Annotated in this window: 10 protein-coding genes; 7 read left to right on the top strand and 3 right to left on the bottom strand. The window is 52.7% G+C overall.

Annotated features, from left to right (window positions below; genetic code table 11):
- Window positions 1-452 precede the first annotated feature (452 nt).
- Genes SH467x_RS00950 through SH467x_RS00940 form a run of 3 tightly spaced genes read left to right on the top strand, consistent with a single transcriptional unit; the run spans window position 453 to window position 4,638 of the window.
- On the top strand, window positions 453-1,994 hold the full coding sequence (locus SH467x_RS00950) for a YifB family Mg chelatase-like AAA ATPase (protein ID WP_482371326.1): 1,542 nt from the start codon (window positions 453-455) through the stop codon (window positions 1,992-1,994).
- Between the two features lie 18 nt (window positions 1,995-2,012).
- Window positions 2,013-3,530 carry an HIRAN domain-containing protein gene (locus tag SH467x_RS00945; protein ID WP_482369446.1) on the top strand — a complete coding sequence of 506 codons (1,518 nt, stop codon included), beginning with the start codon at window positions 2,013-2,015 and terminating at the stop codon, window positions 3,528-3,530.
- Window positions 3,531-3,579: 49 nt separating this feature from the next.
- Entirely contained in the window at window positions 3,580-4,638 is a 1,059-nt protein-coding gene (locus tag SH467x_RS00940; protein ID WP_482369445.1) for an ADP-ribosylglycohydrolase family protein, read from the top strand.
- A gap of 432 nt (window positions 4,639-5,070) precedes the next feature.
- Here the strand turns inward: SH467x_RS00940 and SH467x_RS00935 are convergent, their stop codons facing one another.
- Window positions 5,071-5,934, bottom strand: a complete 864-nt coding sequence (locus SH467x_RS00935; protein WP_482369444.1) for an integrase core domain-containing protein — start codon at window positions 5,932-5,934, stop codon at window positions 5,071-5,073.
- A 442-nt stretch (window positions 5,935-6,376) separates the two neighbouring features.
- Between SH467x_RS00935 and SH467x_RS00930 the strand changes: the two genes are divergently transcribed.
- Window positions 6,377-7,798 (top strand): DUF1501 domain-containing protein, encoded by a 1,422-nt coding sequence (locus tag SH467x_RS00930; RefSeq protein ID WP_482369443.1) that lies wholly within the window; start codon window positions 6,377-6,379, stop codon window positions 7,796-7,798.
- A 158-nt stretch (window positions 7,799-7,956) separates the two neighbouring features.
- Entirely contained in the window at window positions 7,957-8,673 is a 717-nt protein-coding gene (locus SH467x_RS00925) for an SCO family protein (RefSeq protein WP_482369442.1), read from the top strand.
- A 29-nt stretch (window positions 8,674-8,702) separates the two neighbouring features.
- Here the strand turns inward: SH467x_RS00925 and hemB are convergent, their stop codons facing one another.
- Window positions 8,703-9,737: a porphobilinogen synthase gene (gene hemB / locus SH467x_RS00920; RefSeq protein WP_482369441.1), complete on the bottom strand. Its 1,035-nt coding sequence runs from the start codon at window positions 9,735-9,737 to the stop codon at window positions 8,703-8,705.
- A gap of 156 nt (window positions 9,738-9,893) precedes the next feature.
- Here hemB and SH467x_RS00915 point away from each other — a divergent pair, with 156 nt between their 5' ends.
- Window positions 9,894-10,625: a 3-keto-disaccharide hydrolase gene (locus SH467x_RS00915; RefSeq protein ID WP_482369440.1), complete on the top strand. Its 732-nt coding sequence runs from the start codon at window positions 9,894-9,896 to the stop codon at window positions 10,623-10,625.
- Between the two features lie 41 nt (window positions 10,626-10,666).
- A complete protein-coding gene (locus tag SH467x_RS00910) occupies window positions 10,667-11,983 on the top strand; it encodes a cytochrome c (RefSeq protein ID WP_482369439.1) in 1,317 nt (438 codons plus the stop codon).
- 42 nt (window positions 11,984-12,025) lie between these two features.
- On the opposite strand, the gene hemG is transcribed toward SH467x_RS00910, so the two are convergent.
- The gene (hemG, locus tag SH467x_RS00905) at window positions 12,026-13,444 is read right to left on the bottom strand and encodes a protoporphyrinogen oxidase (protein ID WP_482369438.1); all 1,419 of its coding nucleotides are present in this window, start codon (window positions 13,442-13,444) and stop codon (window positions 12,026-12,028) included.
- Between the last annotated feature and the right edge of the window lie 30 nt (window positions 13,445-13,474).

The following is a 13,474-nucleotide window of genomic DNA, read 5'->3' as shown; positions in this document are numbered from 1 at the left end:
TTGGTTTAACAACCCGTTCGCGTACCTAAATTGCATTGTGGCAGCGGCAAGGACAACTAGATGTCAGATATTCGGTAAATTTGGGAACGCGGAGCTTTAAAACGCCGATACGCTTACGCTTGGTTGTCGTTTCAAACACAAACGAAGTCTCTTAACTTCGCATTTAGGGGCATGCGACGCGGTCGAGATAACCTGCCTTGGCTTCAACGCGACCGCCCGATTTGCCGTTGAGAAATCAAGTTGAGTATGGTTTGTCGAACTACTGACAGAGTGCGGAGCGATCGTGCTAAATGGGACGTCATTTGCCGATTCAAAGGTTGAATCTCACTGCTATACTCTAAAGCAACAGAGCGAGGGAATTACATCGGACGCCACGATAGTGAAGGCAGACTGCTTTGAGTTTTAGATTGCACGACCATCTACTTGCAAGGGACCACACACTCTTTGGTGGAGTGTTACATGGGATCAACGGAACGTTAATCGAGCTTCAAGGACGAGCGCTTTCGGTACTTGCGCGCCCCCGACCGGTCGTCGATTGCTGTTCGATTACGGGGATGACTCGAGGACCAGTTCGTGAGGCTCTTCAACGGATTCAAGGCGCATTCAGTAAATTGCGGATTCCAGACTCTCCAGTTGAGATACTCATTAATCTTGCGCCCGCTGCAATTGAAAAAGATGGCACTTGGCTAGACCTTCCACTTGCAGTCATGATGCTTCAGGTTGCTGGAATCCTTCCGGATCTTCCACAGTCCAAAGAAGAGCAACTTGTCCTTTTCGGCGAAATTGGAATACACGGGGAGGTGCGAAGAGTACCAGGAGCGTTGTCACTCGCGTTTTTGCTGAAGCCTGGGCAGAAGCTGATTGTCCCCAAAGGAAATGAAAAAGAGTGTGCCTTGATTTTAGCGAAACCAGGGCACGAGGGTTGCGGTGTTTTTCCGACTGAAACCCTCGACGAAGTGCTCGACTACTTCCGTGGTGTTGGTCGACTAAGCAACGCTTTGAGTGAACCAATTCGCTTCACCAACTACATCGACAAAGCAACTGACTTCGGCAAGATTCGCGGTCAGCTTGACGCTAAGCGAGCCTCGGTCATTAGTGCTGCTGGAGGACATAATCTCCTCTTGGTCGGTCCACCTGGTGAAGGAAAATCTCTTATCGCTAGTGCAATGGCAGGGATTCTTCCGAGGTTAACTGACGCGGAAAAGGTGGAACTGACGCGCATCTATTCCGCTTTGGGATTACTTGGCGAAGATGGAATGGCTGTTACTCGTCGTCCATTCAGGCCAGTTCATCATTCCGCTTCTATGCAATCGCTAGTTGGAGGTGGTAGTGGTATCCCTAAACCCGGTGAAGTCACTCTCGCGCATCATGGCATCCTCTTCCTGGACGAAGTTCCCGAGTTTACAAAGAATACACTCGAGGCACTTCGGCAACCTTTAGAAAATGGCTATGTGAACATCACGCGAGTTGCCGCATCCCTTGAGTTCCCTGCGAGGTTTTGTCTTGTCGCAGCAATGAATCCTTGTCCTTGTGGTTATGCCGGTGATCCGCGATGTCGTTGCGATGCTAAGGTCATCGAGAAATATCAAAAGAAACTAAGCGGTCCGTTCTTGGATCGAATGGACTTGCAGGTTTTTCTCAAGCCATTAACGCATGATGAGCGGTTCGCCGAGGTAAATGATGGTGAGTCTGCACAGATCAGATCGCGGGTTGAAAAGGCAAGAAACTTACAAATCGCCAGATTTCAAGGAATGGGAATTTCCACTAACTCAGCAATCCCCGGCGGACAGATTCCGGAATACTGTCGAATGTCACCGGAAGGCGAAAAATCATATCGTGAAGCGATTGAGAGAGCAGCAGTATCAACTCGAACATGCGACCGTCTAGCGAAGGTGGCACGTACAATTGCCGACTTGGATGGCAGAGAGTTGATAGATACACAACACGTAGAAGAGGCGGCAAAGTTCGTTGCGGCCGGAATTCTCCAGCGGTAATGGGTTGGAAACCACAAAATGAATTCAGATGACACCTCTAAGATCTTCATTTGCTCATACTGCGAGCAGTCACTTAAGTTTCGAATCGATCAAGAGGGAAGACGCATTCAATGTCCCAAATGCAAAAAGCCCGTTTGGGTGTTCGATAATCGTGCAACCTCTATTGCGCCGAAGCTCTCGTCCATCTGGATGTACGAACGTCCCAAGCTGTTGGGATTACTTGGAACCCGAATGGTCGGGCCAATTTCAGACATTGAGTTTCTCGGTCTGGTAGCTCGCGGTGAAATTGACCGTGAATCTTTCGTTCAGAGTCCGGAGTTAACCAAGAATCAAGAAGTCTCTGCAGGTAGGGTCAATATATCTATAGTCCGAGAAATGTGTGGCCAACGCGAAGCCGAAGTGCAACGCCTTCGAAATGTTCAGACGCGAGAGAATCAGCGAGATGCCAAGAATCGTGAGACCTTGCTCCAAGGAATAAAGAAAGCAATATCCGACGGCAATCTGAGCTTGAACGAACGTACTCAGCTTCATGCCTTTGCATCGAAAACAGGTATCACCGAGCCTGAAGTCGAGGAGCTTGTTAAACAAGAATCATCTGCCCTACTGAAACAAGTGGTGGAAGACGCTCTTTCAGACGGTTTTTTCGATGATCAAGAAAACGAGAACATTAGCAAGATTGCGATTGGTCTCGGTTTAACCTTGGAATTTACCAAAGACCAGCAATTCCGCTTGTCACTAGCACGTACCGCGTGGAATCTTCTTCAACAACTTCAAACGGGAAGTTTGCCACAGGCTCTTGAGTTCAGTGACGCAGAGGTATTTGAGATTGTTTCTCTTAAGCGTCCGGCTGGGATTCCCCTTGGCGGTGACCACTACCTCAAGTCTGTGGGGGCGGGGGTCGTAAAGCGTATCGAAAAGAACCTTTTGCTTGATGGACGACTGACAGCGAAGAAGTACACTCTCAGCTCCATCGTCGGAGTTCAGTGGTATTCCGACGGCTTGTTTTTAAAGAGGTCAAGCGGTAAGAGTCTATTCATTCGTCCCATAAAACTTGGGCTAGCATGGCATCAGTTTGCAATGAGCATGGAGGTTATCGCAACAGGAGAGCCCGTCATCGGAGTGTTGCCAGACGAATCGTTTATTCCAGCGACGGAATTTGTTGTCGCTGAGATCATCGAAGATACCGAGAACTCAATTGATCTTGCCGCAGATGCTGACACGCAGACCGATGATTGGACACCTTCAAATCGAATTCCCCGTTTTACATTTCGTATGGTCGGCGAATCGTTTGAAAATCGGCAACTTGATTTAAGTAGACTGGCAATCGGTGAAGCCGTCTATTTGATACGCGAACCGCACAATCCTTATGATTCAAATGCTGTTGCCGTTGTGAATCTAGAACGTCGTGTGCTGGGATACTTGAAACGTGAGGTGAGTCTTTGGTTCGCCCCCATTCTTGACAATGGGCGTAAGTTCCAGTGCGAGGTAAAACAACGTACTTTAAGTGGCGGAATTGTCATCGCCGTTTTCGATTAGATCAGTCTAGTGGTAAACGAGAACCAAACCAGGGCGGGAAAAGATCTGGATGACGAAGGAGAAAGCGATAATAGGATGCATCTTAGGAACCGCTGTGGGTGATGCCCTTGGCTTGCCCTATGAAGGAATGTCGCCAAGTCGTGCCCGCAAGTTACTGGGTCCGCCAGAGCGATATCGATTCGTGTTCGGCCGAGGTATGATCTCGGACGATACCGAGCATACGTGCATGGTGTCGCAGTGTCTCATCGAATCTGGCGATAACGTTGATACGTTCACGAGACGATTTGCGTCCCGATTGCGTTGGTGGATTTTGGCTCTGCCTGCCGGCGTTGGAAAAGCCACGGCTCGAAGTTGTATTAAGTTGTGGCTTGGCATCCGTCCGTCGAAGTCCGGGGGCTATTCCGCAGGCAACGGTCCCGCCATGCGAGCTGCAATTTTCGGTGCGACGATTGACGATATTCCAAAGTTGCTCGAATACGTTCGAGCCTCATCTCGTCTAACGCATACTGATCCCAAAGCCGAATTTGGAGCTGTCGCAGTGGCACTCGCCGCTCGCGAGTCGTCACAGATTGACAGTGTCAGTGCGGAGCGTTGGCTAGAACTCGTTTCACAATCGCTACCCGATGAAGCTCAGGATTTTATTGGGATGCTAATTTCAGCGATCGCATCTACTAGGAAGAATGAATCGACTCTGACCTACGCGAAATCAATTGGACTTGGTCGCGGTGTTTCGGGATACACCTATCACACTGTGCCAGTGGCCATTCATTGTTGGCTGACTTACCCGGACGACTTTCAAAAGGCGGTGACCGCAGCCATCGAATGTGGTGGTGATGCAGATACGACCGCGGCGATCGTTGGTGGCATCGTCGGAGCACGCGTTGGTAAAGATGGAATTCGTACCGAATTGATCAGCGGCATTTGGGAATGGCCAAGAAGCATCAGATGGATGGAATCGCTTGGGACGGCTCTGGCACAGGCTTGGCCGAGTCCACATGCCTCTTGTGCACCAAGCGTGAATCCGATTACTGTGGTCCTAAGAAATCTCATCTTTCTGGCAATCGTGCTATGCCATGGTTTTCGTCGGATCGTCCCACCGTATTCCTGAAGCCGGATCAAACCGGAATCGAGTTCAATTCACTGCCCAACGCTGATTGCTTAATTAAAGTAACTCCTAAACAGACTCCTTCGGTTTCAGATCAGTAAAATGACCGCAAAGATCATCATTGCAACCTTAGCCATAGTAATAATCGGTGTTGTTCTGTTGTGGCTCGTGAAAAAATATAGTAGCGGGGGTGAATTTGGTTTTCGTGATGTAGTGCGGAATCCCGCCCTGTGCAAAAACTAGATTGCATCGAACAAGGTGTTTTTCCGAAAGAAAAAGCTGAGGGATCGAGAGCAGTTGGAGTCAGATTTGAGATAGCACATTGATCACTTTTGGGTGCAGATGGCTGCGGTGCAGATGGATGTTCGCTTTGCGCGCAGCAGAATGCTCAGACCTGAAGTGAACGTATCGAAGAAAGTGGAACGATGATTTGAGCTACGCCGCTCTGCGGCTGTAGCTCTTGAGCAGTCCACCGAGCCGTTCTTTGCAACGAATCTCAGAAATCGGAATCGAAACGGTTTCGGATGGCTTCGTTCCAGACTTCGATCGTTTCTTCGTTCTCGTACCGCCAATCACAAGCTCGTTCTCGAGTCCCTGATGCGGCCGTTCTTCGTGATAGTAGTCTTTGAATTCTTGGCACAGGAGGTCCATGTGTTTGTGGCCAAAAACGACGAAATGGTCGAGACATTCTTGCTTGATCGTTTGAACGAATCGTTCGGCAAAGGCGACCATGTTCGGGGATCGGATCGGAGTTCGTTGGGTTTTGATTTTTCCCTTTTCAAATACATCGATGAACAACTTGGAGTACTTTGCGTCGTTGTCGAGCATCAGGATCTTGCATTTCGGGCCTGCCGTCTTTGTCGACTCGATAGGGCCTGACTCGAAGCCATTGCGTTTGAGAATGTTTTTGACCGTGTTGCGCGTTACCGATTCGATCCCCAGTTTCTTCAGTTCGCCCAGGATCCTGGTGTAGCCCCAGGAATTGTCTTTGGCCAGTTTAAGGATCAGTTTCTCGATATCCTTTGCAGTCCGGGGACGGCCGCTTTTGTCTTTTCGGCGCGCCTTGGATTTTGCTGCGGCTTCGCGGATCCAGCGACGGATGGTCCCGGGGTGAACAATCGTGGCCAACTCATTGAGCGCCGAACCGAGATTTTTGGCAAAACGAATAAGGCGGTTCTTCTCGCGTTCAGTTAGACTGATTCGACCAGGAAGCCGACTGCGAAGGATTTGGTTCTCCGCCTTGAGGTAGTTGACCTGGCGGGCGAGTTCTCTGTCCGTTGACCCTGCAATGACGAGCAAGAGGGATGCAGGTTAAGGGTCCATTCCGCGACTCTCAGACTGGCCCTGGCCGGTCTCGAACTGCGTTTCTGTTAAGCAGATTTTCCGTAACGCGGCACGCTCAGAAAGACCGTTCGATTCGGTCTCGAACTCCGTAAGCCCTCGTTTTTAAAGCAGTTGCGAAATCGACTTCTCCGAGAAGGTTCCTTATCAGGGTCGGTCCGGGGAGCGGTTTAACAATTTGCGTCCGACCAATGAAAACATTGGGAAAAAACTCAATACACCCGATAGGATTCGAACCTATAACCCTCGGTTCCGAAGTCCTGCGAAGAGTGAATCTATTCCGGAGAGACACGGGTAGCTAGAATAGGGACATGCCTTCGCTAGGTTATCGCCTTGGGAGGGCCATCACTCCCTCCTATCCTGCCTTCCCTCCCTCCTAAAAGTCTTGATTTTCCAGCGTATGAATTGCCAAGCCTTGAATCGCCGCGGACTTTTGACTCAGTTCGGCATCGGCATGGGGGCATTAGCCGCCCAATCGATGCTCGGAGAGACCTTGGCCGCCGGCGAGATCGACCAAATCAACCCGCTTGTTCCCAAAGCTCCCCATTTTGCGCCCCGCGCCAAGCGGATCATTCACATTTTCTGCAACGGTGGCCCTTCGCACGTCGACACGTTCGATCCGAAACCGGCGTTAGCCGAATACGCAGGAAAGCCGATGCCGGGAGAAACGCCTCGCACCGAGCGTCCAACCGGGGTGCTTTATGGAAGTCCCTTCAAGTTTCAGAAATATGGTGAATCGGGGCTGGAGATCAGCGACCTTTTTGCCAAAACAGCAGCGCACGCCGACGATTTGTGCGTGATTCGGTCGATGCACGCGAACGTGCCCAACCATGAGCCCTCCCTGTTGCTCATGAATACCGGCGAAGCGAGACTCGTGCGACCCAGCATGGGCTCTTGGCTCACCTATGGACTTGGGACAGAAAACCAAAACTTGCCCGCGTTCATCGCCATGTGTCCCGGTGGGTACCCCATCCAAGAATCCCAGAACTGGCAGTCCGGTTTCTTGCCTGGGATTTTTCAAGGCACTTACATCGACACCAAACACGAAGCGATCGACAAACTCATCGAATATGTCGCCAACAAGAAGTTGTCGCGGGAGGCGCAACGAAGGCAATTGGATTTGATCCAAGCCCTCAATGACGAGCATCGAAAATCGAGGCTTGGGGATCCGATGATCGACGCGAGGATTCAATCCTTTGAGCTGGCTTATCGCATGCAAGGGGAGGCCTCCGAGATCTTCGACGTCAAGCGCGAACCGCAACATGTATTGGACAAATACGGGCCAGGTGTCCAAGCAAGGCAGTTGCTCATTGCTAGGCGTTTGCTGGAACATGGCGTTCGATTCATTCAGCTTTGGCATGGTCAAGGTCAACCGTGGGATAGCCACGACCATTTGGAAAGAGAGCACGGCCGATTGGCGAAGGAGAGCGATCAAGGCATCGCGGCTCTCCTCAGCGACTTGAAAGAGCGCGACATGCTCAAAGACACGCTGGTTATTTGGGGGGGAGAGTTTGGAAGAACGCCAACCGTGGAAATGCCAAAGGAAGGCTCGAACCAAGGGACGATGACCGGCCGCGATCACAATCATTACGGCTTCACCATGTGGATGGCAGGTGGTGGCGTCAAGGGTGGAACGGCTTACGGTGCAACCGATGAGTTCGGCTTCAAAGCGGTCGAGAACAAAGTGCATGTCCATGATCTGCACGCTACTATCCTTCACTTGATGGGGTTCGATCACGAGAAGCTCACCTATCGCTGGGCCGGCCGAGACTTCCGGTTGACCGATGTGCACGGGAACGTTGTCCACGACGTTATCGCTTAATGCCGCGAGCGTCCCGGCGAAGCTTGCCTGCCCTCCGATACTGCGTCCCTTATACTGCGTCCCCTATTACCGCATTCCCGTAGGATGCGTCCCTGAATATTGTGGCTCCCCATACTGCGGGGGGCCTACCAACGAATTCGAGTCCGAGGAGAAAACGATTGAGTCGCAATGCATTACGCATGATGGGGATTCTCGCGGGAATCGCATTGGGAACCATTTCGGCGATGGCCTACCGAGCTTATCGCATTGTGAACGCCCCGCCATCGGAACAATCGCAATCCGATACAGAGTTCCTCGCGGAAGAAGACGAAGACCCATGGGAGATTCGCCAAGCCGAAAAGGATCCTGGTCGTCGAAAGGCACTAGCCGGCTTGGTGCAGTCCGCCAGGGAGCAACCCAAATGGCTCACCGAATTTGAATACACGGACCAAAACGGCAACAAGGTCACGAGTGATTCGCTTCGAGGTCAACCTTATATCGCCTGCTTCTTCTTTACGACTTGCCCAGGTAGTTGCCCACGGCAATCCTCGCAGATGCAGTTGCTGCACAACAAGTACAAAGATAAGCCAATCCGATTTGTGAGCATCACCGTCGATCCGGAAATCGACACGCAAGAAAAGCTGGCGGAATACGCTACCTCGTACGGGGCAGATCCCAAGCGATGGTTCTTTTTGTATGCGCCGATCGAATACACGATGCGCGTGGGGATCGAGAAATTCTTTTTAGACGGCGTTGAAAAACGAGGTCACCCCGATCGATTCGTCTTGGTGAATGCGGAGGGAAATGCCGTTGGCTCCTATGTCTGGCTGGACATCGACGAGAGAGAATTGCTGTTAAAGCATATCGACGAAGTGCTCGCGTCGACCGGGAATTAAACAAAGGTCGCGCGAACCATCTGCAGTGTTCAGTCGCGGAGCCATGTGGCTACCTCGCATGCAAAATAGGTCAGGATCGCAGAGGCTCCTGCCCTACGAAATGCAATCATGCTTTCCAAAACGACTTTCTTTTCATCGAGCGCGCCCGCTTGAGCAGCGAACTTGAGCATCGCATACTCCCCGGAGACTTGGTAAACGGCGAGTGGGACAGGAAAGCGGTCGTGAAGGCGTCGGACGATATCTAGGTAGGGCATGCCGGGCTTGACCATGATCATGTCTGCCCCCTCTTGGATATCCAACTCGACTTCCCGCAACGCTTCGTCCGAGTTTGCCGGATTCATTTGGTATGTCTTTTTGTCGGCGCTACCCAGATTGGAAGCGGAACCGACTGCGTCGCGGAAGGGGCCGTAGTAAGCAGAGGCGTACTTGGCTGCGTAAGACAAGATCGGAATGTGTTGATAACCGTTGGCATCGAGCGCATCTCGGACCGCCCCGATACGGCCATCCATCATGTCGGAGGGAGCAATCATGGTTGCACCTGCTCGGGCTTGATTGACTGCTTGGTCGCAAAGGACCGAAATGGTTTCATCGTTCACGACATACCCCTCCCGGACGATTCCGTCTTGACCATGTGTGGTATACGGGTCGAGCGCGACATCGCAGACAATGCCCATCCGGTCTCCGACTGCGGAAGCGATACTGCGGGTGGCTTGGCAGATCAAGTTGTTGGGGTCGATGGCGTGCCTTCCTGCATCCGACTTGAACTGGCTCGGTGTGACTGGAAAGATAGCGACGGCGCCGATTCCCAGGTCCGCTGCTTTGGCTGCAGCCTTTGTGGCAAGATCGACGCTCATCCGTTCGACGCCCGGCATCGAGAGGACTGGTTCGCGTCGGTTCTCACCTTCGATAACAAAAAGAGGCCAGATCAATTGGGAGGGGGCCAACGAGGTTTCCTGCACCATCTCGCGCAGCCATGGCCACCTGCGATTTCGCCTGAGGCGCGTCCTCGGATAGGAAGCGGAGTTCGAACGATTCTCGCATCGGCTATTGAGAAAATCCGTCATGGCAATTCGTCGCATCCGCGAAAGGGAGGGAGTTGGCTGGCTCGTAAACAAACGGTTTGTGGGGTACACTCAAACAACGCAGTGCGCGTAACCATTTCTTCTCTTGAGACGCCCAAAATCGTATTCCCCCACCTTCATCCCGTCGAGGACCTCTCCATGCAATTATCTACCAAGCCAATACAGCGGCGGGCCCAGCTCGCGATTGCGGTCGCCGCCTCCTCGATGTTGATCGCGAACAACCTAGAAACTTTGTCCGCTCAAGACGCGAAAGTCGTCCGAAATCAAGAATCCCCGTCCCCAACGCCTTCAAGTGGAGAGGGGTGGACTCGTTTGTTCGATGGGAAGAGCATTGCGGGGTGGACCCAAAAAAACGGCTGGGCATCGTACCGAATCGAGGGAGATGCTGTCGTGGGTAGAACTGCTGTAGGAAGTCCCAATTCCTTTCTTTGCACCGACAAAGTTTTCGGTGACTTCGAATTGCGGTTTGAAGTAAAGGTCGACGACGGTCTCAATTCCGGCGTGCAGATTCGTTCGAAGAGTTTGGCGGACAAAGATCAAGGCCGAGTTCATGGATTGCAAGTCGAGATTGAATCGAGCCCCGGAGAGGCCGGCTACTTGTACGGCGAAGCCACTGGTCGAGGTTGGGTTTCGCCAACACAACCACCCCATAGCGAACTCAAAAACAACGAGTGGAATCAGTACCACGTGAAGGCTGTTGGTCCTCGCGTTCAGACGTGGATCAACGGAAAATTGATCGAGGACCTAACAGATCCCATCTCGTACTCCGATGGTTTTATCGGCCTTCAAGTGCACGGCATTGGAAAAGACCAAGGTCCATTCGAAGTCCGTTGGCGGAACATCGAAATCAAAGACTTGTCAAAGAAATAGCCGACCCGCCCCAAGGAACTTATTTGTCCGCAGGATTTACCATGTTCAACTCCGTTCCAAATCGAACTCGTCGCCATGCTTTCGCACTGCTCATTGCGGGAGGTTTATTCGCATTCGGCTGCGACCAAAGCGCCCATCGCATTGCTCAGCACGAACCGAACTTGCTTTACTCGCATGCTCTCGAGATTGCCGAGGATCTTCCGCTGGACCAGCCGACCCGCGACTCCGAGGATTTGCTGGTCGACTGGTTTGGAACGTTGAACGAACCAAAACTGCCACCGATATTCGAAGCGGACTACCCCGACCTGCTTTCGCTTGAGAACCTCAAGATGGCTGCCGGTATGCCCCCCGCCTCGGCAGAACCTGGTGCAACAGGTTTGTATCGACAGCAATGTGCCTCGTGCCATGGCGAGAGCGGTCAAGGTAGAGGCCCCGTCGCAGCCAGCCAGAATCCTTACCCAAGAGAATTCCGACACGGTATTTTTAAATACAAGAGCACGACCCGGACCGGAAAGCCGCTCAAGTCGGATTTGAAAGGAATCCTCCTGGAAGGCCTTGGGGATTCCCAAATGCCCAAGTTCACCAAGCTATCGGATAAACAACTCGATGCACTGGTGGACTACGTTATCTTTCTATCGATCCGAGGCGAGTTTGAACGTAAACTTCTCTACACGGCAGCCTACGATTTGGACTTGGAAGAAGATCGACTCTACGACGCTTCCTTGAAAGTGGCCGGCGCGGAGTCCTCCAGTCCCGAATTGAAGGAACAGCTCGATCTGGCAGAAGAGCTCTTGATCGATATTGCGGACGATTGGGCCGAGGCGGAAGACAAAGTCGAAGAGCCCGAGATGCCAGACTTCCCTCTCTTTGGAAGCGAAACCGAGGAGACCAAGTCTCAGTTGGCAGAATCGATCGAGAAAGGGAAAAAACTCTTCGCTGGAAACGATGCCGCGTGCGCGAAGTGCCACGGAGAGTCGGCGAAAGGGGACGGTCCACAGGCTCCTGATTACGACGACTGGACCAAGGACTGGACGGCCAAGATTGGAATCAAACCGACCGACACCGAGGAGCTATTGCCCTTGCTCGCGCGAGGTGGGTTGAAGCCCCAGCCACTCAAGCCAAGGAACATTGTCGCGGGTTACTTCCGCGGCGGTCGCGAGCCGATCGATCTCTATCGTCGCATTCGATACGGTATCCCCGGCGCGACGATGCCAGCTGCCGCGCTCTCGCAAGGCGAAGGTCTTCCTGGGCTCACGAACGATGACCTTTGGCACTTGGTCAATTACATTCTGAGCATTGCAGAAACTCCGGCTCCTGCCCCAGACACTTCGACTACCGACGCCACTGCCGCCAAGTGAAGAGGTGTGCCGTCCAACGAGGGAGCTTGATAAGGAACCTAATCAGCGGTTCACATACTGAGCGATCGACTGAGCGGTCTTCTTAGCCAGTCGAATGCATTGCGGAATTCCAACTCCCTCGTAGGCGTTTCCTGCCAAGAAAACTCCTGGGTGTTGTTGTAAACCATCTCGAATGGTTTGAATCAGTTCGCAATGCCCGACCAAGTACTGAGGCATCGCTTGATTCCATCGCACCAGCTTTTGCCACCGAGGAAGGCTGGTGACGCCCAGCAAGGCGTTGGTCTCCCGGCGCGCGATTTGGAGTAGTTGCTCATCGGTTTGATCCAGCAATTCAGGGCGTACGGCTCCACCCATGAACACGCGAGCCAAAACGGTATCCTCCGTGGATCGCCCTGGGTACTTCTCGCTCGAAAGGCTGATCGCTAGCGCGTCGCGGGCTTCCGTTTTGGGAACCACCACGCCAAAGCACATAGCATCGGCTCGAATCTCCGATTTGGGGATCGCTAATATGGCGACGGCGGAGGAAGCATACGGGATACGATCGAGCAAGGCTGCTACATCTGGCGCAGTGTGGATAAGCAAGTCGGCGCTCACCCAACTCGGGGTCGACAAACAAACAGCGTCATAGCCATCGTTCGGATTGGGCACGTTTTCTCCAAGCACTGCCCAACGGCCATCGGGGCGAACATCAATTTCAGAGATGCGAACACCTAGATGCACCGAAGCTTTTAAGTGTTCGCGGATGGTGTTCATCCACCACCCCATCCCTTGCCGCGGCGCTAGGAATTGGTCGTATCGAGCCCCTCTAGCCTTGCGGGCCGATTGATCCGTGTTGGCTTGGCTTCTTTTTTTCGCGAGCGCTCCTCGAATCAAACCACCGTGCTCTTTCTCCATGCGGAGAAATTGGTCCATGGTCGCTTTCATGCTGAGGGTCTCAGCGCGCGCGGTGAAGATACCTCCGATGATGGGCTCCACCAATCGATCAAAACACTCTCGACCAAGCCGACGGACGGCAAAGGATTCGACGCTTTCGTCTTGGTCGCCCGCTTTGGGCCGGATGAAGTATTCGCTGAGGACTCTCAGTTTCCCGGCCCAGCTCAGGATCGGGGACCAAAGAATCGCATCCATTTGGGTCGGTTGCATCAGCGAAAACCCATTGGGAATCGGCAGGATTCGCCCAGCCCGAACGACTTGCGCGAATCGATGTTTGGGATTGGGGGTGATGAATTCAGCACGGAGACCTAATTCTTCGACCAGCTCCAAAGCGTCCGGGATGAGGGTGGCGATGTTGTCCGCCCCAAGTTCCGCCAGATAGGGAGACTCGTAATGGGTTTGGATAACTCCCCCCACGTGATTCGACGCTTCCAACACATCGATTTGTGCTTCGGGTGCCTCTCGCTGCAGATACCAAGCGCACGACAATCCGCTAATGCCTGCCCCGATGACGGCGATTCTCTTCACACGAACGCTTTCCAATTGGAGAAAGAAGAT

Origin of the sequence: Brakhagea slesvicensis, from assembly GCF_052161625.1 — a bacterium.
Lineage (GTDB): Bacteria > Planctomycetota > Planctomycetia > Pirellulales > Pirellulaceae > JBKCUI01.
Note: the sequence above shows the minus strand (reverse complement) of the source record. Positions and strands in the feature narration are given on the sequence as shown.

Excerpts from the sequence above, each read along its gene's own strand:
- SH467x_RS00945 (WP_482369446.1), top strand. The coding sequence starts at position 2,013 with ATGAATTCAGATGACACCTCTAAGATCTTCATTTGCTCATACTGCGAG.
- SH467x_RS00940 (WP_482369445.1), top strand. The coding sequence starts at position 3,580 with ATGACGAAGGAGAAAGCGATAATAGGATGCATCTTAGGAACCGCTGTG.
- SH467x_RS00930 (WP_482369443.1), top strand. The coding sequence starts at position 6,377 with ATGAATTGCCAAGCCTTGAATCGCCGCGGACTTTTGACTCAGTTCGGC.
- hemB (WP_482369441.1), bottom strand. The coding sequence starts at position 9,737 with ATGACGGATTTTCTCAATAGCCGATGCGAGAATCGTTCGAACTCCGCT.
- SH467x_RS00915 (WP_482369440.1), top strand. The coding sequence starts at position 9,894 with ATGCAATTATCTACCAAGCCAATACAGCGGCGGGCCCAGCTCGCGATT.
- SH467x_RS00910 (WP_482369439.1), top strand. The coding sequence starts at position 10,667 with ATGTTCAACTCCGTTCCAAATCGAACTCGTCGCCATGCTTTCGCACTG.